16 protein-coding genes are annotated in these 20451 nt (G+C 67.1%); 6 read left to right on the top strand and 10 right to left on the bottom strand.

Going from position 1 to position 20451, the window contains the following annotated elements; genetic code table 11:
• The first annotated feature begins 4 nt into the window (after positions 1 to 4).
• Genes AC5P7A_RS04320 through AC5P7A_RS04310 form a run of 3 tightly spaced genes read left to right on the top strand, consistent with a single transcriptional unit; the run spans position 5 to position 4509 of the window.
• Positions 5 to 2803, top strand: a complete 2799-nt coding sequence (locus tag AC5P7A_RS04320) for a TonB-dependent receptor plug domain-containing protein (RefSeq protein ID WP_495219916.1) — start codon at positions 5 to 7, stop codon at positions 2801 to 2803.
• Between the two features lie 45 nt (positions 2804 to 2848).
• Entirely contained in the window at positions 2849 to 3805 is a 957-nt protein-coding gene (locus AC5P7A_RS04315; RefSeq protein ID WP_111206922.1) for a hypothetical protein, read from the top strand.
• Positions 3802 to 4509 (top strand): hypothetical protein, encoded by a 708-nt coding sequence (locus AC5P7A_RS04310; RefSeq protein ID WP_197621418.1) that lies wholly within the window; start codon positions 3802 to 3804, stop codon positions 4507 to 4509. Before AC5P7A_RS04315 ends, AC5P7A_RS04310 begins: the two co-directional genes overlap by 4 nt.
• Positions 4510 to 4568: 59 nt before the next feature.
• Here the strand turns inward: AC5P7A_RS04310 and AC5P7A_RS04305 are convergent, their stop codons facing one another.
• The 7 genes from AC5P7A_RS04305 to murJ all read right to left on the bottom strand — a co-directional run bounded on the left by AC5P7A_RS04305 (position 4569) and on the right by murJ (position 14294).
• Positions 4569 to 5258: a lysoplasmalogenase family protein gene (locus tag AC5P7A_RS04305; RefSeq protein WP_169410923.1), complete on the bottom strand. Its 690-nt coding sequence runs from the start codon at positions 5256 to 5258 to the stop codon at positions 4569 to 4571.
• Entirely contained in the window at positions 5255 to 7138 is a 1884-nt protein-coding gene (locus AC5P7A_RS04300; protein ID WP_014646379.1) for a M61 family metallopeptidase, read from the bottom strand. Before AC5P7A_RS04300 ends, AC5P7A_RS04305 begins: the two co-directional genes overlap by 4 nt.
• A 198-nt stretch (positions 7139 to 7336) precedes the next feature.
• On the bottom strand, positions 7337 to 8287 hold the full coding sequence (ispH, locus tag AC5P7A_RS04295) for a 4-hydroxy-3-methylbut-2-enyl diphosphate reductase (RefSeq protein WP_005408565.1): 951 nt from the start codon (positions 8285 to 8287) through the stop codon (positions 7337 to 7339).
• A gap of 27 nt (positions 8288 to 8314) precedes the next feature.
• Positions 8315 to 8839 carry a signal peptidase II gene (gene lspA, locus AC5P7A_RS04290; RefSeq protein ID WP_495219915.1) on the bottom strand — a complete coding sequence of 175 codons (525 nt, stop codon included), beginning with the start codon at positions 8837 to 8839 and terminating at the stop codon, positions 8315 to 8317.
• Positions 8839 to 11670 (bottom strand): isoleucine--tRNA ligase, encoded by a 2832-nt coding sequence (gene ileS, locus AC5P7A_RS04285; RefSeq protein ID WP_495219914.1) that lies wholly within the window; start codon positions 11668 to 11670, stop codon positions 8839 to 8841. The genes lspA and ileS overlap by 1 nt, the downstream gene beginning before the upstream one ends.
• Positions 11667 to 12614: a bifunctional riboflavin kinase/FAD synthetase gene (locus AC5P7A_RS04280; RefSeq protein WP_014646375.1), complete on the bottom strand. Its 948-nt coding sequence runs from the start codon at positions 12612 to 12614 to the stop codon at positions 11667 to 11669. Before AC5P7A_RS04280 ends, ileS begins: the two co-directional genes overlap by 4 nt.
• A 75-nt stretch (positions 12615 to 12689) precedes the next feature.
• On the bottom strand, positions 12690 to 14294 hold the full coding sequence (gene murJ / locus AC5P7A_RS04275; RefSeq protein ID WP_346601147.1) for a murein biosynthesis integral membrane protein MurJ: 1605 nt from the start codon (positions 14292 to 14294) through the stop codon (positions 12690 to 12692).
• 117 nt (positions 14295 to 14411) lie between these two features.
• On the opposite strand from murJ, the gene rpsT reads away from it, so the two are divergent.
• The gene (gene rpsT / locus AC5P7A_RS04270) at positions 14412 to 14681 is read left to right on the top strand and encodes a 30S ribosomal protein S20 (RefSeq protein ID WP_005408560.1); all 270 of its coding nucleotides are present in this window, start codon (positions 14412 to 14414) and stop codon (positions 14679 to 14681) included.
• 165 nt (positions 14682 to 14846) lie between these two features.
• Here rpsT and cgtA read toward each other — a convergent pair whose 3' ends face one another.
• The 3 genes from cgtA to rplU all read right to left on the bottom strand — a co-directional run bounded on the left by cgtA (position 14847) and on the right by rplU (position 16683).
• Entirely contained in the window at positions 14847 to 15899 is a 1053-nt protein-coding gene (gene cgtA / locus AC5P7A_RS04265; RefSeq protein ID WP_014646373.1) for an Obg family GTPase CgtA, read from the bottom strand.
• 193 nt (positions 15900 to 16092) lie between these two features.
• Positions 16093 to 16356 carry a 50S ribosomal protein L27 gene (rpmA, locus tag AC5P7A_RS04260; RefSeq protein ID WP_005408558.1) on the bottom strand — a complete coding sequence of 88 codons (264 nt, stop codon included), beginning with the start codon at positions 16354 to 16356 and terminating at the stop codon, positions 16093 to 16095.
• 18 nt (positions 16357 to 16374) lie between these two features.
• Positions 16375 to 16683: a 50S ribosomal protein L21 gene (gene rplU / locus AC5P7A_RS04255; protein WP_005408557.1), complete on the bottom strand. Its 309-nt coding sequence runs from the start codon at positions 16681 to 16683 to the stop codon at positions 16375 to 16377.
• A gap of 318 nt (positions 16684 to 17001) precedes the next feature.
• Between rplU and uvrA the strand changes: the two genes are divergently transcribed.
• Complete coding sequence (uvrA, locus tag AC5P7A_RS04250; RefSeq protein ID WP_049441204.1) at positions 17002 to 19995, top strand: excinuclease ABC subunit UvrA; 2994 nt, start codon at positions 17002 to 17004, stop codon at positions 19993 to 19995.
• Complete coding sequence (locus AC5P7A_RS04245; protein ID WP_032956469.1) at positions 19995 to 20402, top strand: acyl-CoA thioesterase; 408 nt, start codon at positions 19995 to 19997, stop codon at positions 20400 to 20402. The genes uvrA and AC5P7A_RS04245 overlap by 1 nt, the downstream gene beginning before the upstream one ends.
• Positions 20403 to 20451 lie beyond the last annotated feature (49 nt).

Here is a 20451-nt window from a genome sequence, read left to right as displayed (position 1 = left end):
GGTGATGGCAGTACCGGGCGCGCTGCAGGGGGGGCTGCTGCTCCGCACCCTGTTCTGCCTCGCGTTGGGCATCCCCGCCCTGCCGTCTGCCGCTGCGGCCGAGCAAGCGGGCACCCTGGAGGTCGATGTTGGTTCAGGCCCGCTGGCGCCGGCCCTGCAGCAGTGGGCGCGACAGAGCGGCATTGCCCTGCTGTTCGATGCGCGTGAGCTGGATGGCCTGCGCACGGCCGGCACCCATGGCCACCGCGATGCGGCTGCGGCCCTGAAGGAACTGGTCGCGGGCATGCCGGTGAACATCCTGCGTACGCCTGCTGGCGGATTCGTCGTCCGCCGCACCCGCCCCGCGCCGCCATCGCCACCGTCGGTCGCGGCACGCGCCACGCCCGCAGCAGGTTCGCCACACAAGTCCGCCGACGCGCCGCCGCAGGTGGAACTGGCGCCGATCCATGTCACCGGCAGCCGGCTGCCGCGCACCTCCGTGCAGACCACGCTGCCGGTCACCATCATCGACCGCGATGACATCCTGCGCAGCGGCTACGGCAGCCTGTTCGACCTGCTGCGGCACTTGCCGGGCATGAACGGCCACCCGGCGATGAGCACCTCGCGCAGTGGCGATTCGCAGTACCTGCCGGTGGGTGCGGCCACCACCACCAGCCTGGACGGCATGGGCCCGCGTGCGACCCTGTTCCTGGTCAATGGCCGTCGCCTGCCACGCTATCCCATGGTGTCGCTGGAACAGGGTGGGCTCACCGATCTTGGGGGAATTCCGCTCAGCTTCGTCGAACGCATCGAGCTGGTACGTGGCGGCGCCTCGGCCATCTATGGCGCCGACGCGATGTCTGGCGTGGTCAACATCATCCTGCGCGACCAGGCTGACGGCCCGGAAGCCATGCTGCAGACCGGCCTGAGCGGGCGCGGCGACGCTGGCCAGTATCGCGTGCAGGCGGCCACCGGCGGCGTGCGCGACGGAGGGGACCGCTGGTTCGCCGGCATCGACCTGCACCGCATCGACCACGTGGCCGGTGATCGCCGCCAATGGCATGCGGAAACCTCGCAGTACCTGATCGGCGCGTTCCGCGATGGACGCTACTGGCCGGCAGAACGCTGCGAAGGCCCATTGACGCGGCGCGATGGTGCCTGCTGGTTCGACAGCGCCCGACCACGCTCGCTGCAACCGGCCTCGGATACCGCTTCGACCTACCTGCGCTACCGACATGAGCGCGGCGAAGGTCGCTATGCCTACGCCGAGGCGCGGGCCAGCCACAACCGGCAACGCTTCGACCTTGGTCCAACCGCCGTTGCCATCGGCCTGTACGGGTTCACCTTCAACAGCGTGCTGCGCGAAGCCGGCAACGTGCGTCCGCATGTACGTGCCACCGACGCCGACGTCACCTTCGGCATTGGCCGCGACCAGGGCCGGCGCAGCTGGGATGCCGGCATCAGCGCACAGCGCAGCGATGTCAGCCTGTCCACGTCGGGCACCGTGCGCGCCGAGCCCCTGCTGCGGGTCGCCGAGACACTGGATTTCCTGCCCGGCTTCACCTCGTTGCCGGCGGGCGCGGCCGAGCAGTTGTTCCCGTCGATCCGCAATCGCGGGCGCACCGAGCAGTGGCAGGGCTGGTGGGGCATGCAGCGGGAGCTGATGCCATTGGCCGGCGGTGCTGCACAGCTGGCCACCGGCATCGACCTGCGCCAGGAGCGCTGGACCTCGCATCCCGACGCCCTGCTGAGCCAGGGTGACCTGGCGCTGGGCCTGCCGCAGGAGCAGCGCCACCTGGCGCGCCGCAGTGGCGGCGCCTACGCCGAACTCGGCCTGCCCCTGGCGCACACGCTGCGCATGGACCTGGCCGCACGCTGGGACCGCGACGGCGACTACCAGGCCTTTTCGCCCCGCGTGGGCGTGCGCTGGAGCCCCACGCCCCAGTGGTCCTTCCTGCTTGCCAGCGGGCGCGGCTATCGTGCGCCCAGCCTGTTCGAACAGCGGCGTCCCCCGGGCTACTTCGGTGCGATCGAGCTGCCGGCCTCCAGCGCCTTGCCCGACTGCGCGCAGAGCAGCGGCAACGGGCGCTGCAGCGTCACCGTGGACGTGGTGGAGAACGATGCGTTGAAGGCCGAGCGGTCGCGCAGCCATTCCCTGGCCGCGACCTGGACGCCGACCGATACGTTCTCGCTGTCACTCACCCACAACATCGTCGAACTGCGCAACGAGATCCTGGCCCTGCAACCGGCCGACGCGGTGTGGAACCCCGGCACCTGGGAGCTGGACGAGGACGGCCACCTGAGCAACCTGCGCCTGTCCTTCGACAACATCGGCCGCACCACCTCGCGCAACTTTGTACTGCGCGGGGAGTACCACATCGATACCGGCAACACCGGCCAGTGGCTGTTCTCGCTCGATGCGCTGAAGCAGCAGGAACTGCGCCGCGAACGTGGCCATGATGCAACGGTGGACCTGCGCGGCCATGTCACGCCGACGATGGCCGCCGTGCTGAACGTGCAGTGGCAGAACAGCAACTGGGACATCGCCCTGCGCGGCAACCAGGTGGGGCGCACGCGCGCCTGGCTGCCCGGTGCGGAATGCCCGGAGGAACAGCGCGAGCAGAACCACTGCATGAACCCCCGGCAGCTGCGCTGGAACCTGCATCTCGCACGACGCCTGGGGCCGCGCGTGGTCGCCGCGCTGGACGTGCACAACGTGCTCGACACGCAACCGGTGAACTATCTGGTTGGCAACGGTGGCCAGATGCCGGGGCTCGACGATCCGCTCGGCCGCTACTTCCTGCTGACCCTGCAGATCCGCTGAGCGTAGTACCCTACGCGCCCTGTTCCATCGGTTCCCCACCACCCCATGAAGGCCTATCTCTGGTTCTGGGGCGCGTTCCTGCTGTTCTTCGCGTTGCCCTTCCCCTGCATCCTCTATGTCGGCACGTCGTGGCCGGTGCAACTGGCCGACCGCAGCGCGCCATGGCTGGCCCTGCTGCTGCTCGCGCTGTCGGTGATCCTGTGGCTGGCCCTGCTGCTCGCCTTCCTGCACTACCTGCTGCTGGGCCCGCCGCGCGCGCTGCATCGGGTGCGCACCATCCTGGCCGGCGGTGAGCCGCGCGACGCGTTGATCGAACAGGCCGAGCCGACCGGCGTGCACGTGCGCGGCTTCGCGCAGTGGAAGCTGCAACTGGGCTTCCAGAACCTGTCCGGCACGCCCATCAACGAACAGATGCTGGTGGTGGACAGCAAGCCGCAGCTGCAGCGTTTCGTGGCCGGCAAGCGTATCGAGGTACGCCTGAGCCGGATGCCGGGCGCGTTCCCCAACGTGGTGCTGGAGGGTGCCCAGCCTGAATTGGATGTCGCCAGCCTCTGGCGTCGTGGTGTCGGCGCAGCGATCGGCATCGTGGCGGTGGCCAGTGCCTATGTGGCCGCCTATCGGCTGCAGAGTGAGGGACTGGGCTGGACCTTCCTGTCGCTCGGTCATCCGCTGCTGGTGTGCCCGCTGGTGTTGTGCGGCTACGCGCTGGGCCTGCGCCTGCTCGGCCGGCTGCTGCAGGCCGACGCCCGCGGTGACGCGCTGAAGTATCGCGGCATCGGCGTGGATGCGAAGGTGCTGAAGCTGCGCCAGACCGGCACCTATCTCAACGAGCAGCCGCAGGTGGAGTTCCAGCTGGAATACATCGACCGCGAAGGTGGCGTGCAGCAGGTGAGCGTGCGCCGCTTCATCCCGTTGATCGAGCTGGCCAATCTTCCGCGCGAGCGGGTCACGCTGTTGTACGACCCGGAAGATCGCCGCAACGTTCGCCTGGAGGGTGTATGAAGCAGCCGCCCTCGACCCGGCTGGTGTTCTCCGTGGTGTTGCTGGTGCTGGCCGGCGTCGCCGTGGCTGGCGGAGCCCTGCAGACGCTGGGCGAAACACTGGGCCATTCGGTGCAGGCCAACAGCGCAAGCGCGCCGATCGCCATGCCGCCAGCGCGCGAGAGGCCCGCTTCGCTCGCGCCGATGACCGAGCCGCGGTTGCCGCCGGTGCCCGAACGCAACAACCGGTTGTTCGATGCGGACTACCTGCTGGCCGCCCGCCAGGCACTGGAACAGATGCCTGCGCTGGCCGGGCACCGGCTGACGGTATTCCACAGCATCCACTTCTACGACGATGGCCGGATCAATCTGGACCTGGTGGATCCGCAGCAGCCGTCACGCGTGGACAGCTACCACTTCGAACGCGGCCAGTGGCGCAAGGGCGACCCGGTCAATCCCCAGCGCTTCGCGCCCACCATCACCCTGCGCCGCAGCAGCACGGCGCTGGCCAACATCGATTTCGAGGCGGTGCCGCGCGTGGCCCAGGCACTGCAGGCACAGCGCAACGCATTGATGGGCACTCCCGGTGAAGTCGGCCACGTCTATGTGATCGTGCGCAAGGGTGGCACTCTGGTCTGGCTGCCGGACGAAGTCGCCGGTGATCGCCAGTCCACACGACTCTCTTTCGACGCACAAGGCCGTTCCGGCAACGCGACCCTCCGATAGTCAACGCGAAAAGGGGACGGAGGGGATTAAGTCGTTTGTGCCTTGGTGCCGTCTGCGACTTAATCCCCTCCGTCCCCTTTTTGCTGTTTCACGGAGCGGGCGATGGCGTACTGCGCGCCGTAGTAGGTGGACAGCACCAGCAGGCTGGCCAGTGGCAGGCCGCCGGCGAAGCGGTCCCAGGCCAGCAGCGAGTCGCTGGCGACGAACAGCAGCGCACCGGCGGCCGCCCAGCGGGAGCTGCTGGCATCCATTGCATCGGTGTGCGGTCGCCGCCACTGGCGTGCGAGCGCCAGGACCGCCATCGAGGCTAGCACCACCACGTATGCCAGCACCGGAATGCGCATCGGTGCGGGCAGGTGCGGCCACAGACCAAGTACATTGAGTACAGCGAACGCACCGAGCAGGACGCTGGCGGCGAGCAGGCCACGCCCGGCACGCAGGCCATCGCGGAAGGCGACGATGTAGCAGAGGTGCGCCAGCAGGAACGCGACCAGCCCCGGCACGAACGCATCCACCGGCAACATCAGCGCGATATCCCCCACGCACGACAGCAGCATGCCAGCCAGCACCGCGCGTCGGTAGAACGGCTGCGCTGGATCATGCACGCGCCAGGCGATGCCAGCGATCAGCAGCGTGGTGGTCGGCTTGGCCAGCCAATGCAGCCAGCGCCCGTCGCCGTGCAGGAACGCACCGAGGATGGCGAGGATCGCCATCAACAGGATCACGCCATCGCGGGCGCGCGGTTTCATCGTGCCTTCCACAGGTCCGCAAGGCGGTCAGGCTTGCCGGCGATACGCTCCAGCACCGGGTACTGCAGGCCACCGTGGTAGGCGATGTTCATCGTTTCGATGCGGTCGAACTGCTTCACCAGCAGCACGATCGGCGCCTTGTCCTTCGCCGCCGCAGCTACCGCATCCTTCAAGCGCTGGCTGCTGTACTCGCGCCCGCCAACGGCAATCACCTTCATGCCCGGCGCCAGGCCGGCATTGAACGCCGGGCTGTCCCAGATCACGTCGCCGACCACACCGCTGTCGAGCACGGTCGCACCCAGCGAGTACGCCAGCAGCGCCGCCTTGGCGCGTTTTTCCTGTGCCTTGTAGGCGTCGTTCGGCGTATCGCGGTAGACCAGCTTCCAGCCCGCCAGTTCCAGGCCGCCGGTCAACGAACCGTGGCCGTCCAGGCGCCCGCGCAGGAACGTCGCCCAGTCATACGGCGCGATGCCGTTCAAGGTCGCGACCACGTCGTTGAAGGTGTACGGGTTGACGTCCCAGTCGCCGTTGCCGACGCCGAAGAACGCACGTGCGAAGTCATCCAGGCTGCGCCGGTTGCCGCTCAGTTCGCGCAGCTTGCCCTCCACTTCCAGCCACAGCATCTGGCCGCCGGAGTAGTAGTCCTCGCTCATCTGATAGTTGCGGTAAGGCAGCGTGCGGCGCTGCGCGATGGTCGGGTCATTGGTGGTGTCCTGCAGCGGCCGCCAGGCCAGGCCCGGGCGACCACGGTCATAGGTCGCGGCCACGTTGGCCAGCATGTCGCGCGCCTGCGCGGTCGACCACAGCCCTGAACGCGCCGCCAGCACCTGGCCCCAGAACTGGGTCTGGCCTTCGTAGACCCACAGCAGGCTGTCGCCCATCGGCGTGTTGAAGTTGGCGGTGGCGAGATCCGCGCCGCGACGGTACTTGCCGTTCCAGGAATGGGTGTACTCGTGCGGCAGCAGATCGCGCATCCACGCGTTGTTGTCCCACTCGGTGAAGTAGCCCGGGTCGGCGCTGTTCTCACTGGAACGGTGATGCTCCAGGCCGATGCCGCCGAGGCGGTCCGTCAATGCCAGCAGGAACTCATAGTGGTTGTAGTGCCGCGCGCCGTAGAGCTTGTCGGCCTGCTGCACCAGCGCGCGGTGCATCGTGATCTGCGCCTCGCTCGGCTTCAGCGATTTGGCGTCGTCGGCAAACACGTTGAGGTGCACCGGCACCTTCGCGCCCGGATCGAGATCGATGCGCTGGTAGTGCTCGCCGGCAAACAAGGGCGAATCGACCAGATGGTCATAGGAGATCGGCTTGAACACCACGGTGTCACCGTCGCGGCGCGCGGTCTCCAATGCAGTGGCGAACGACCAGCCCTTGGGCAGGGTCACGCTGGCCTGCGCCTGCAGCTGGCGCGCGTCGATGCCGGCCGGATACAGCGAGTTGGCGTTCCACTGCAGGTTGAGCATTTCCGGGGTCATCACCACCCGGCCCTGGCTGCCGCCCTGCGAGGACAGGAAATCGAAGTGGGCGACGATCTCGCTGGCGCCCTCGGGCACGTTCACCTTGAACGCATAGACGTTGTACTGATCGCGCTGCCAGGCCAGCGGCTTGCCGTTGGCGGTCACGCGCAGGCCGGCCAGCTTGTCGATCGGGCCGGTGGGCGAATGGTTGCCGGGAATCCACTGCGGGTACAGCAGGGTCATCGGGCCGGGCTTGGCCGGCACGGTGGCGGTCACCTTGAAGATGCGCCGGGCCAGATCGCGCGCGTCCACATCGATGCGCAGCAGTCCTGGGGCTGCCGCGTTGGCCGGTGGCGAGGTCTGCGCAAGTGCAGGCGTGGCCGCCAGCGCGAACAGCAACGACATTGCCAGGGCTCGGGTCTTCATCAGGCAGTTTCCAACAACGGGGAATCCTCCGATGCTAGGCCTGTGCGATGGCCGGCCCCATGGCCAAAGGTCATGGGCGGTGCGCCCACCCGGCCATGCCAAAGGCGTGCGAACCAAGGTTCGCACCCACCAGATCAGTTTCGGTTCGCACCCACACCGGGTAGTGGCGGGCCGTACCCTGCAGACGTCCTTCCGCGCTCAGTCGACCAGGCGCAGGCGCAGTTCCTTCGGCAGCGCGAACACCATCGATTCCGGTTCGCCGTCCAGCTCGCCCACGCCGGTGGCGCCCAGCTCGGCCAGGCGCGCCAGCACGCCATCGACCAGCACCTGCGGCGCCGAGGCGCCGGCGGTCACGCCGATGTGCTGCTTGCCTGCCACCCATGCCGGGTCGATCTCGTGCGCACCATCGATCAGATACGACTCCACGCCTTCGCGGCGGGCCAGCTCGCTCAGACGGTTGGAGTTGGAGCTGTTCGGCGAACCGACCACCAGCACCAGGTCGCAGCGCTTGGCCAGGTCGCGCACAGCATCCTGGCGGTTCTGCGTGGCGTAGCAGATGTCGTCGTTCTTCGGGCCCTGCATCGCAGGGAACCGCTCGCGCAGCGCATCGATGATGCCGCGCGTGTCATCCACCGACAGCGTGGTCTGGGTGGTGTAGGCGAAGTTTTCCGGCTGGTTGATCTGCAGCGTCGCGACCTGCTCGACATCCTCGACCAGGTAGATCTGCCCGGTCCCGGCTTCGCGGTTCCACTGGCCCATGGTGCCCTCCACTTCCGGGTGACCGGCGTGGCCGATCAGCACCACGTCACGGCCGGCACGGCAGTGACGGGCGACCTCGAAGTGGACCTTGGTCACCAGCGGGCAGGTGGCGTCGAACACCTTCAGGCCACGGCGCTCGGCTTCCTGGCGCACGGCCTGGGACACGCCATGCGCGCTGAAGATCACGGTGTTGTTGTCCGGAACCTCGTCGAGCTCTTCGACGAAGATCGCGCCGCGCTGCTTCAGGTCGTCGACCACGAAGCGGTTGTGCACCACTTCATGGCGGACATAGATGGGCGCGCCCAGCGTTTCGATCGCGCGCTTGACGATCTCGATCGCACGATCGACACCGGCACAGAAACCACGCGGGTTGGCGAGCAGCACATCCATCAGTTCAGTCTCCCGGCGGCAGCCGGCTTACGGTTTCGGGTTGGCATTATCCGCCTTTTTGGCGGACTTGCCGTCGAACAGGCCAAACAGCGCGATGCCGACGGCACCCACCACGATGGCCGAGTCGGCGATGTTGAACGAGGGCCAGGTGTAGCTGCCCACGTACCACTGGATGAAGTCGACCACGTGGCCGTGCACCTGGCGGTCGATCACGTTGCCGATGGCGCCGCCGATGATCAGCGCATACGGCACCGCGGCCTTCCAGTTGCCGCGGGCGGTGCCGCGCAGCCACCAGGCCATCAGCCCGCTGATGGCGATCGCCAGCGCGGTGAAGAAGTACTTCTGCCAGCCACCGGCGTCGCTCAGGAAACTGAATGCCGCGCCGGTGTTGTAGGTGCGGTACCAGTTCCAGAAGCCGTCGATGACCACCACCGGCTGGAACTCCGGCAGGCTGGACAGCACCCAGGCCTTGGACCACTGGTCCAGGCAGATGATGGCCACCGACAGCAGCAGCCAGACCAGGGCGTTCGGATGCGGACGGGGCGCGGCCATCAGAACCAGCTCCGCACTTCGCCGGCGCCGGTCACGTTGCTCACGCAACGGCCGCACAGCTCGGGATGGTCGGCGTTGCTGCCGACGTCGGCGCGGTGGTGCCAGCAGCGCACGCACTTGGCCTTGTTGGTCGGCTGGGCGCTGACGAACACCTCGTCGGTGGTCGCCGGGCGCACCTGCACGTCGCCACTGATGAACAGGAAACGCAGTTCATCGGCCAGCGGCTGCCAGCGCGCGGCCTGTTCTTCGCTGGCGGCGATGGTGATCTCCGCTTCCAGCGCCGCACCGATCGCACCGTTGGCGCGCATCGGCTCGAGCACCTTGGCCACCTGCTCGCGCACGGCCAGCAGCTGGTCGAAGTCGGCGGCATTGAGCTGGGCATCGGCCGGCAACGGCGCCAGGCCGTCATACCAGGTGGTGAACAGCACGTGGCCGGCGCGTTCGCCCGGCAGGTAGCCCCACAGCTCGTCGGCGGTGAAGGTCAGGATCGGCGCCACCCAGCGGGTGAACGCTTCGGCGATGTGGTACATCGCGCTCTGGGCCGAACGGCGACCGTGCGAATCGGTCGGCATGGTGTACAGCCGGTCCTTGGTCACGTCCAGGTACAGCGAGCCCAGGTCCACGCTGCAGAAGTTCAGCAGCAGCTGCACGATCTCGGCCATGTTGTAGCCGTCGTAGGCCGCCTTGATCTTCTCCTGCAGCTCCCACGCGCGATGCACGATCCAGCGGTCCAGCGCGACCATCTGCTCGAGCGGCTGCAGGTGCAGCGCCGGGTCGAAACCGTCCAGGTTGCCGAGCAGGAAGCGCGCGGTGTTGCGCAGGCGGCGGTAGGCGTCGGCGTTGCGCTTGAGGATCTCCTGCGACAGCGACATCTCGTTGCTGTAGTCGGCCGAGGCGATCCACAGGCGCAGGATGTCCGCGCCCAGCTTGTTCATGATGTCCTGCGGCTCGATACCGTTGCCCAGCGACTTGGACATCTTGCGGCCGTGCTCGTCCACGGTGAAGCCGTGGGTCAGGCACTGCTTGTACGGGGCGCGCTTGTCGATCGCCACGCCGGTCAGCAGCGAGGACTGGAACCAGCCGCGGTGCTGGTCGGACCCTTCCAGGTACAGGTCGGCCGGCTTGCCGAAGCCACGCGCGGCGAGAACGCCTTCATGGGTCACGCCCGAATCGAACCAGACGTCGAGGATGTCGGTGACTTTCTCGTAGTCGGCCGCGTCGGCACCGAGCAGTTCGGCGGCGTCCAGCGAATACCACACGTCGATGCCCTCGGCTTCGACGCGGTCGGCGACCTTCTGCATCAGCTCCACCGAACGCGGATGGATCTCGCCGGTCTGGCGGTGGGTGAACAGTGCGATCGGCACGCCCCAGGTGCGCTGGCGCGAGATGGTCCAGTCCGGGCGACCGTCGACCATGCTCTGGATGCGCGCCTTGCCCCAGGTCGGGAACCAGCCGACGGTGTCGATGGCGGCCAGCGCATCGTTGCGCAGGTTGGCCTTGTCCATCGAGATGAACCACTGCGGGGTGGCGCGGAACACCACCGGCGTCTTGTGGCGCCAGCAGTGCGGGTAGCTGTGGCGGATCGGATGGAACGCCAGCAGCGAACCGTTGTCGCGCAGCACGCCGACGATGGCCTCCTGCGCCTTCCACAGGTGCTGGCCCGCCAGCACCACGTCACCGGCCGGCGGGGTCGATTCCAGGTACACGCCGCGGCCGTCGATCGGAGTGACCTGGCCAGCGTTGTACTTGTCCAGCAGGCCGTACTTCTGGCTGACCACGAAGTCTTCCTGGCCGTGGCCGGGGGCGGTGTGCACCGCACCGGTACCGTCCTCGTCGGAGACGTGGTCGCCATTGAGCACCAGGATCTCGCGCTCCGGGTAGAACGGATGCGCCAGCAGCTGGTTTTCCAGCGCAGCGCCGGTGGTTTCACCATGCAGCACCACTTCGTCCACGCCATAGCGCTGCAGCGCGCGCTCGGCCAGGGCCGCGGCCAGCACCAGCCAGCGGCGCTTGCCGTTGTGGGCCGGGCCTTCGGCCAGCACATAGTTGATCTCCGCGCCCAGCGACACCGCCAGCGAGGCCGGCAGCGTCCACGGCGTGGTGGTCCAGATCGGTACGGCCACTTCGACGTCGACCGGCACGCTCACGCCGAACGCCTGGCCGATGGCCTGCGCATCGCGTGCAGCGTAGGCGACGTCGATCGCCGGCGATTCCTTTTCCTGGTACTCGATCTCGGCCTCGGCCAGCGCCGAGCCACAGTCGAAGCACCAGTACACCGGCTTGGCGCCGCGGACCAGGTGGCCGTTGGCCACGACCTTGGCCAGCGCGCGGATCTCGTTGGCTTCGAAATCGAAGCTCAGGGTCTTGTACGGGTTGTCCCAGTCACCGGTCACGCCCAGGCGCTTGAAGTCCACGCGCTGGATGTTGATCTGCTCTTCGGCGAACTCGCGGCACTTCTGGCGGAATTCGACGGCGTCAAGCTTGGTGCCGACCTTGCCCCACTTCTTCTCGACCGCGATCTCGATCGGCAGGCCATGGCAGTCCCAGCCCGGCACGTAGGGCGCATCGAAGCCGGCCAGGTAGCGCGACTTGACGATGATGTCCTTCAGGATCTTGTTGACCGCGTGGCCCAGGTGGATGCGGCCGTTGGCGTATGGCGGGCCGTCATGCAGCACGAACAGCGGGCGGCCGGCGGCGTTGTCGCGCAGCTGCTGGTAGAGCCCCTGCTCTTCCCACCGCGCCAGAATGCCCGGCTCGCGCTTGGGCAGGTCGCCGCGCATCGGGAATTCGGTGGCTGGCAGGTTCAGGGTGGTCTTGTAGTCCTGGCTCACGCAGTGGCTCGCAATCTATGTTCGGAAAGGATGGCGCGCGCCTGTTCGGCGTCGCGGTGCATCTGGTCGGTCAGCGCCGCCAGATCATTGAATTTCTCTTCGTCGCGCAGCTTGGCGACGAACTCCACGTCGATGTGGCGGCCGTACAGGTCGCCCTGGAAATCGAACAGGTGGGCTTCCAGCAGCGGCTCCACGCCCTCCACCGTCGGCCGCGTACCGAAGCTGGACACCGAAGGCCAGGGCTGGTCGAACACGCCGTGCACCCAGGTCGCGTAGATGCCCGACAGTGCCGGGGTCTTCGGGAAGCGCAGGTTGGCGGTGGGGAAGCCCAGCGTACGGCCGAGCTGGCGCCCGCGCACCACCCGCCCGCTGATCGCGTAGGGGCGGCCGAGCAGGTCGTTGGCGCGGGCGAAATCGCCCTCCTGCAGCAGCTGGCGGATGCGGGTGCTGGAGATGCGCTCGCCATGCAGGTCCACCGCTTCGATCTCGCCCGCGGTGAAGCCGAGTTCGGCGCCCATCTCCTGCAGCAGTGCCAGATCACCGCGGCGGCGGTTGCCGAAGCAGAACTCGGGCCCGATCCACACTTCGCGGGCGCCCAGCCGGTGCACCAGCAACCGGCGCACGAAGGTCTCGGCCGGCATCGCCGCCATCGCCGCGTCGAAACGCAGCAGGCCGATCGCATCGACGCCGAGCTCGCGCAGGATCTCGACCTTGCTGCGCGCCAGGGTCAGCCGCGGCGGCGGCGTGCCCTGGGCGAAGAATTCACGCGGCAGCGGCTCGAATGCCACGGCCACTGCGGCCACGCCCAAGGCGCGCGCGCGGGCAACCGCGTGGCGGACCAGCGCACGATGGCCCAGGTGGAGGCCGTCGAATGCACCGATACAGACCACGCTTCCGTTGGGGAACAGCTCCCCGCCCTCGACGCTTCTGAACAGCCTGCTCATCAACTCTCGTTCCGGCCCGACCGGGGCCGCCGCTTCAATGGTGTAACCCTGAAGTATAGCCGCCACGGACCGCGATCAATGCCCGCGCAGGTCGCGCGGGCGGAAGCCCATCGCCAGCATGGCCACCACGTAGGTCGCGCCGCCGCCGCCGACCAGCAGCATCAGGCCACCGATACGGTGCCATTTGTCCATGCCGGTGAAGTCGGGGACCCAGTGCAGCAGGGCCAGCAGCACGCCGACCATGGCCACGCAGGCCACCCCCAGCCGCACCAGATAGCCGCCCCAGCCCGGCCGCCGCTGGTAGACGTCGGTCTTGCCCAGCCAGTACCAGAGCAGGCCCAGGTTCAGGTAACTGGACAGCGCACTGGCAATGCCCAGCGCCAGGTGCAGGCCCGGCTGCTTGCCGATCGCCGTCATCACGCCCTGCGCCTTCAGCGCGTCGGGCACCATCACCTGGTACAGCACGGCCAGCAGGGCGAAGTTGAACACCATGTTGGCCACCAGCGCGGCAATACCGGCGCGCACCGGGGTCTTGGTGTCCTGGCGGGCGTAGAAGGCCGGCAACACCACCTTGAGCAGGGCGAACGCCGGCAGGCCGAAGCTCAGGCCATACACCGACAGCGCGGTCATGCGGGTATCGAACGCGGTGAACTGGCGGTACTGGAACAGCGTGGCGATCAGCGGCTCGGCCAGCAGCACCAGGCCCAGCATCGCCGGCACCGAGATCAGCAGGGTCATGCGCAGGCCCCAGTCCAGCGAGCGCGAGAAGCCCTCGCGGTCGGTGCTGACATGGTGGCGGGCCAGCGCCGGCAGGATCACCGTGCCCAGCGCCACGCCGAACACACCCAGCGGCAGCTCCAGGAAGCGATCGGCCAGCGACAGCCAGGACTGCGAGCCGTCGGTCAGCTTGGCCGCGATGAGGGTATCCAGCAGCAGGTTGATCTGCGCCACCGACGAACCGAACAGGGTCGGCACCATCAGCGTCAGCACCTTGCGCACGCCCGGATGGTTCCAGCCCCAGCGCGGCAGGGTCAGCAGGTTGATGCCCTTCAGCGAGGGCAGCTGGAACAGCAGCTGCAGGAGGCCGGCCGCCAGCACCGCCCAGCCCAGCGCCAGGATCTGCTTCTCCGGGGTGCCGCCCAGTCGCGGCGCCAACCACAGCGCACCGGCGATCATGCACAGGTTGAGGATGACCGGGGTCAGCGCCGGCATCGCGAAGCGCTGGAAGCTGTTCAGCGCACCGCCGGCCAGCGCGGTCAGCGACACGAACAGCAGGAACGGGAAGGTCAGGCGGAACAGGTCGACCAGCAGGGTCTGCTTGACCGGGTCGGTGTCAGCACCACTTGAGAATGCCACCGCCAGCTGCGGCGCGAAGATCAGCGCCAGGGCGGTGACCAGCATCAGCACCCCGCCCAGGGTGCCGGCGGTCCGGGACATCAGCTCACGCAGTTCGGCGTGGCTGCGGGTCTCCTTCACCTCGGTGAACACCGGCACGAAGGCGGTGGAGAAGGACCCCTCCGCGAACAACCGGCGCAGGAAATTGGGTATCCTGAAGGCAACCCAGAACGCATCGGTAACCGCATTGGTGCCGAACGTGGTAGTGATCACCTGATCCCGGACAAGTCCGAGAACCCGCGAGACCATGGTCATGCTGCTGAACGACAGCAGGCCCCGCAACATCTTCGGTGAACTCACTCAGCGTCCCTCTTGACAATCGACTTGACGTGCATTTCTCGGGCCATCATACTAGCTAGCTTGCTGTTCCCATAACACCGATTTTTTCAGGAAACCACCACCGTGGCCAATATCAAGTCCGCCAAGAAGCGCGCCAAGCAGACCGTCGTGCGCAACGCGCGCAACGTGGCTCAGCGCTCGATGCTGCGCACCGCTGTCAAGAAAGTGATCAAGGCGCTGGACGCCAACGATGCCGCCGGCGCCGAAGCCGCCTTCGCCGTTGCCCAGCCGATCCTGGATCGCTTCAGCGCGCGTGGCCTGATCCACAAGAACAAGGCTGCTCGCCACAAGAGCCGCCTGAACGACCGCATCAAGGCCCTCAAGGCCGCCTGATCCGGCGTTGCCGCCCTGCCCTTCGGGGTTGGGCAGCAGACAAAAGCCCGGCCCCGGCCGGGTTTTTTGTTGCCTGCGGTTTACCGGGATTGCCGGCCAGCGGCCGGCACTACCAAATGAAAAACCCGGCCGAAGCCGGGTTTTCCGCATGGAACCACAACGGCATCACTGCGCGTTGCGGGCTTCCAGCTCGTCTTCCTTCTGGCGATCGAAGAAGGCCATGATCCGGCTCATGATCGGGAAGGTACCTTCGCGGCCCAGCGCGGAAACCAGGAACCACGGCTCCTTCCAGCCCAGCTCGGCGACGATCTGCTCGGCCGCGGCCTGCGCCTCGTCTTCGAACATCAGGTCAGCCTTGTTCAGCACCAGCCAGCGCGGCTTGTTCAGCAGCTCCGGATCGTGCTTCTCCAGCTCGCGTTCGATCGCACGCACCTGCTCCACCGGCGAAATGCCCTCCACGCCGCCTTCCATCGGCGAGATGTCCACCAGGTGCAGCAGCAGGCGGGTGCGCTGCAGGTGGCGCAGGAACTGCGCACCCAGGCCGGCGCCGTCCGCAGCACCTTCGATCAGGCCCGGAATGTCGGCGATCACGAAGCTGCGGTGGTTCTCCACCTTCACCACGCCCAGGTTCGGGTACAGCGTGGTGAACGGGTAATCGGCCACCTTCGGCGTTGCCGCCGAAACGGCACGGATCAGGGTGCTCTTGCCGGCGTTGGGGAAGCCCAGCAGGCCGACATCGGCCAGCAGCTTCAGCTCCAGCTTCAGCGTGCGCTCTTCGCCCGGCTCGCCTGGCAGCGCCTGGCGCGGCGAGCGGTTGGTCGAGCTCTTGAAGTGCATGTTGCCCAGGCCACCGCGACCGCCCTTGGCCACCAGCAGGCGGTCGCCGTGCTGGGTCAGGTCGCCGATGACTTCATCGGTGGCAACGTTGATGACCACGGTGCCGACCGGCACGGTGATGGTCAGGTCTTCGCCGCCCTTGCCATAGGCCTGGCGGCCCATGCCGTTCTCGCCGCGCTGCGCCTTGAAGATACGCTCATGGCGGAAGTCGACCAGGGTGTTCAGGTTTTCGTCGGCGCGGATGTACACGCTGCCGCCCGCACCGCCGTCGCCGCCGTCCGGGCCGCCGAGCGGAATGAACTTCTCGCGACGGAAGCCAATGCAGCCGTTGCCGCCGTTGCCGGCGAACACTTCGATTTCTGCTTCGTCTACCAGTTTCATTGTTTCGATGCCTGCGATGGGCGCGACCTGTTGGCCGCCACCTTGAATGTCATGCCGGCCGCGGGCCGGCAACCCGGCCCAGCCGGTCTTGCTTCAACTCTAACGAAAAGCCCCGCCGAAGCGGGGCTCTCCATGCAGCGTGCTCTTCATCCAGCACGGCCATGCCGCGGCACGGGTGCCGGCGATGCCTGGATCAGGCGTCGGCCGAGACGATGCTGACGGTGCGACGCTTCTTGGCGCCCTTGACCGAGAACTCCACCTTGCCGTCCACGAGGGCGAACAGGGTGTGGTCACGGCCCAGGCCAACGCCGGTGCCCGGGTGGAACTGGGTGCCGCGCTGACGCACGATGATGTTGCCGGCTTCGATGGCCTGGCCGCCGAAGATCTTGACGCCCAGGTACTTCGGGTTGGAGTCGCGACCGTTGCGCGAGGAGCCTACGCCCTTTTTATGTGCCATGACTGCTTCTCCTGATGCTTAGCCGGCGATGCCGGTGATCTCGATTTCGGTGTAGTACTGACGGTGACCCTGACGCTTCATGTGGTGCTTGCGGCGACGGAACTTGATGATCCGGACCTTGTCAGCACGACCCTGGGACAGGACCTTGGCGGTGACGGCAGCGCCCTTCAGCGCATCGCCCAGCTTCACGCCGTCGCTGTCACCCAGCATCAGGATGTTGTCAAACTTGATCTCGCTGCCGACTTCGACTTCGAGCTTTTCAATGCGGAGCTTTTCGCCCTGCGCCACGCGGTATTGCTTACCGCCGGTGACCAGTACTGCGTACATGACCAGGCCTTCCTCTGTAGTTATTGTGGTCTGAGCTGCCGCCATCGAGGGCGGACAGGAGCGGAATTGTACGCAGATCAGCGGGCGCGGGTCAAGTCAACCCCCGAATGCCGCGGGAGGACGGCTCCGGAACGGGGTCAGATCCCTTTTCACCCCGTGAAAAGGGATCTGACCCCTGCCTGACGGCCTGTCTCACCAGATGAGACATCGGGCTGGCATTGTCGCCCATTGCCCCCATCTGGTCACCTCGGTAGGCTGACCGATTGCCGTTCCCTGCTGGCCCGGCACCCAGCCAACGCCCCCACAACCGGATCCCCCATGGCGATGGATTTCATCCGCATCCGCGGCGCGCGGACGCACAACCTGAAGAACCTCGACCTCGACCTGCCCCGCGACAAGCTGATCGTGATCACCGGCCTGTCCGGCTCGGGCAAGTCCTCGCTGGCGTTCGACACCATCTATGCAGAAGGCCAGCGCCGCTATGTCGAGTCGCTGTCGGCCTATGCGCGCCAGTTCCTGAGCGTGATGGAAAAGCCGGACCTGGACCACATCGAGGGCCTGTCCCCGGCGATCTCGATCGAGCAGAAGTCGACCTCGCACAACCCGCGTTCGACGGTCGGCACGATCACCGAGATCTACGACTACCTGCGCCTGCTGTACGCCCGCGTCGGCACCCCGCGCTGCCCGGACCACGGCTATCCGCTGGAGGCGCAGACGGTCAGCCAGATGGTCGACCAGGTGCTGACCCTGGACCCGGAACAGCGCTACATGCTGCTGGCCCCGGTCATCCGCGACCGCAAGGGCGAGCATGCCCAGGTGTTCGACCAGCTGCGCGCGCAGGGTTTCGTGCGCGTGCGCGTGGACGGCGAGCTGCATGAAATCGATGCGGTGCCGCCGCTGGCGCTGCGCCAGAAGCACACCATCGAGGCGGTGATCGACCGCTTCCGCCCGCGCGAGGACATCAAGCAGCGCCTGGCCGAGAGCTTCGAAACCGCGCTGAAGCTGGGCGACGGCATGGCCTCGGTGCAGAGCCTGGACAGTGCCGACGCTTCGCCGACGCTGTTCTCCTCCAAGTACTCCTGTCCGGTCTGCGATTACTCGCTGCCGGAGCTGGAACCGCGCCTGTTCTCGTTCAACGCACCGATGGGCGCGTGCCCCGGCTGCGACGGCCTGGGCATGGCCGAATTCTTCGATCCTTCGCGCGTGGTGGTGCATCCCGAGCTGTCGCTGGCCGCCGGCGCGGTGCGCGGCTGGGACCGTCGCAACGCCTATTACTTCCAGCTGATCGCCTCGCTGGCCAAGCACTACCGGTTCGACGTCGACGCGGCATGGAACTCGCTGCCGCAGAACGTGCAGCAGGCCGTGCTGTACGGCAGCGGCGATGAGGCGATCACCTTCACCTACTTCACCGAAGCCGGTGGCCGCACCCAGCGCAAGCACCGCTTCGAGGGCATCATTCCCAACCTCGAGCGCCGCTACAAGGAAACCGAATCGCCGGCGGTGCGCGAAGAGCTGTCCAAGTACATCAGCGAACAGCCGTGCCCGGAATGCCATGGCGCGCGCCTGAACAAAGCGGCACGCAACGTGTTCGTGGCCGACCGCCCGCTGCCGGAGTTGGTGGTGCTGCCGATCGACGAGGCGCTGAAATTCTTCAGCGAACTGAGCCTGCCGGGCTGGCGTGGCGAGATCGCCGCGAAGATCGTCAAGGAAATCGGTGAGCGCCTCGGCTTCCTGGTCGATGTGGGCCTGGATTACCTGACCCTGGAACGCAAGGCCGACACCCTGTCCGGTGGCGAGGCACAGCGCATCCGCCTGGCCAGCCAGATCGGCGCCGGCCTGGTCGGCGTGATGTACGTGCTCGACGAGCCGTCGATCGGCCTGCACCAGCGCGACAACGAGCGCCTGCTCGGCACCCTCACCCGCCTGCGCGACCTCGGCAACACGGTGATCGTGGTCGAGCATGACGAGGATGCGATCCGCCTGGCCGACTACGTGCTGGACATCGGCCCGGGCGCGGGCGTGCATGGCGGCGAGATCGTCGGCCAGGGCACCCTGCAGGACATCCTGGAGGCACCGCGCTCGCTGACCGGCCAGTACCTGTCGGGCAAGCGCGCGATCGAGATCCCCGCGCGCCGGCACAAGCCGAACCCGAAGATGACCCTGCACCTGCGCGGGGCCAGCGGCAACAACCTCAAGGGTGTGGACCTGGCGATTCCGTCGGGCCTGCTGACCTGCGTGACCGGTGTGTCCGGCTCCGGCAAGTCCACCCTGATCAACGACACCCTGTTCTCGCTGGCCGCCAACGAGATCAACGGTTCCTCGCACCCGATCGCCCCGTACAAGGAGATCGATGGCCTGGACCTGTTCGACAAGGTGGTAGACATCGACCAGTCGCCGATCGGCCGCACCCCGCGTTCGAACCCGGCCACCTACACCGGCCTGTTCACTCCCCTGCGCGAACTGTTTGCACAGGTGCCCGAAGCGCGTGCGCGTGGCTATTCGCCGGGCCGTTTCAGCTTCAACGTGCGCGGTGGCCGCTGCGAAGCCTGCCAGGGCGACGGCCTGATCAAGGTGGAGATGCACTTCCTGCCGGACGTGTACGTGCCCTGCGACGTCTGCCATGGCAAGCGCTACAACCGCGAGACGCTGGAGATCCTGTACAAGGGCTTCAACATCAACGACGTGCTGGAAATGACCGTCGAGGATGCACTGAAGCTGTTCGAACCGGTGCCGTCGATCGCACGCAAGCTGGAAACCCTGGTCGACGTCGGCCTGAGCTACATCAAACTGGGCCAGAGCGCGACCACGCTGTCCGGTGGTGAAGCACAGCGCGTGAAGCTGTCCAAGGAACTGTCGCGCCGCGATACCGGCCGCACCCTGTACATCCTCGACGAACCGACCACCGGCCTGCACTTCCACGACATCGAAGCGCTGCTGGGCGTGCTGCACAAGCTGCGCGACGAAGGCAACACGGTGGTGGTGATCGAGCACAACCTGGACGTGATCAAGACCGCCGACTGGATCGTCGACCTGGGCCCGGAAGGCGGCCACCGCGGTGGCACCATCCTGGTCACCGGCACGCCGGAAGACGTGGCGGCCTGTCCGCAGTCGTATACCGGCCAGTTCCTGGCGCGCATGCTGCCGTCCACCAGCGCGCGCCCGGAACAGCCGGCTGCCGTGGCCAACAAGCCCGACGCCCGCCCGCCACGCAAGGTGAAGCCTGAGAAGCCGGCCAAGGTTGCCAAGAAGGCCGCGGCCGCCAAGAGCACCGGCAAGGCCAGCAAGAGCACATCGAAGAAGAAGGACGCCTGATGAGCAGCGAACACAAGATCCTGGCCCGCATCCCGATCAGCGTGCGCTGGCGTGACATGGACAGCATGGGCCACGTCAACAACGCCAAGTACATTTCCTACCTGGAAGAAGCGCGCGTGCGCTGGATGCTCGGCGTGGACGGCGTGTCGATGACCGACCGCATCGCACCGGTGGTGGCCGCGACCAACGTCAATTACCGGCTGCCGATCGTGTGGCCCAACGACATACTGGTCGAGCTGTTCGTCGAGCGCCTGGGCAACAGCAGCGTGACCATCGGCCACCGCATCGTCGACCAGCAGGACGCGTCGAAGCTGTATTCCGACGGCAACGTGGTGGTGGTGTGGATGGATACGCAGACCGGCAAGAGCGCGCCGCTGCCGGAGGCGATCCGCAGCGCCTCCACTTGACGCGCCCTGGCAGGTGCCGACCTTGGTCGGCACGCTTTGGCTGCAATGA

Source organism: Stenotrophomonas sp. YJH_SMC_65, assembly GCF_059369475.1.
This window is presented reverse-complemented; position numbering and strand designations above follow the sequence as displayed.

Coding starts and splice junctions, on each gene's coding strand:
- AC5P7A_RS04320 (WP_495219916.1), top strand. CDS start 5: ATGGCAGTACCGGGCGCGCTGCAGGGGGGGCTGCTGCTCCGCACCCTG.
- AC5P7A_RS04315 (WP_111206922.1), top strand. CDS start 2,849: ATGAAGGCCTATCTCTGGTTCTGGGGCGCGTTCCTGCTGTTCTTCGCG.
- AC5P7A_RS04310 (WP_197621418.1), top strand. CDS start 3,802: ATGAAGCAGCCGCCCTCGACCCGGCTGGTGTTCTCCGTGGTGTTGCTG.
- AC5P7A_RS04305 (WP_169410923.1), bottom strand. CDS start 5,258: ATGAAACCGCGCGCCCGCGATGGCGTGATCCTGTTGATGGCGATCCTC.
- AC5P7A_RS04300 (WP_014646379.1), bottom strand. CDS start 7,138: ATGAAGACCCGAGCCCTGGCAATGTCGTTGCTGTTCGCGCTGGCGGCC.
- ispH (WP_005408565.1), bottom strand. CDS start 8,287: ATGGATGTGCTGCTCGCCAACCCGCGTGGTTTCTGTGCCGGTGTCGAT.
- lspA (WP_495219915.1), bottom strand. CDS start 8,839: ATGGCCGCGCCCCGTCCGCATCCGAACGCCCTGGTCTGGCTGCTGCTG.
- AC5P7A_RS04280 (WP_014646375.1), bottom strand. CDS start 12,614: ATGAGCAGGCTGTTCAGAAGCGTCGAGGGCGGGGAGCTGTTCCCCAAC.
- murJ (WP_346601147.1), bottom strand. CDS start 14,294: ATGTTGCGGGGCCTGCTGTCGTTCAGCAGCATGACCATGGTCTCGCGG.
- cgtA (WP_014646373.1), bottom strand. CDS start 15,899: ATGAAACTGGTAGACGAAGCAGAAATCGAAGTGTTCGCCGGCAACGGC.
- rpmA (WP_005408558.1), bottom strand. CDS start 16,356: ATGGCACATAAAAAGGGCGTAGGCTCCTCGCGCAACGGTCGCGACTCC.
- rplU (WP_005408557.1), bottom strand. CDS start 16,683: ATGTACGCAGTACTGGTCACCGGCGGTAAGCAATACCGCGTGGCGCAG.
- uvrA (WP_049441204.1), top strand. CDS start 17,002: ATGGCGATGGATTTCATCCGCATCCGCGGCGCGCGGACGCACAACCTG.
- AC5P7A_RS04245 (WP_032956469.1), top strand. CDS start 19,995: ATGAGCAGCGAACACAAGATCCTGGCCCGCATCCCGATCAGCGTGCGC.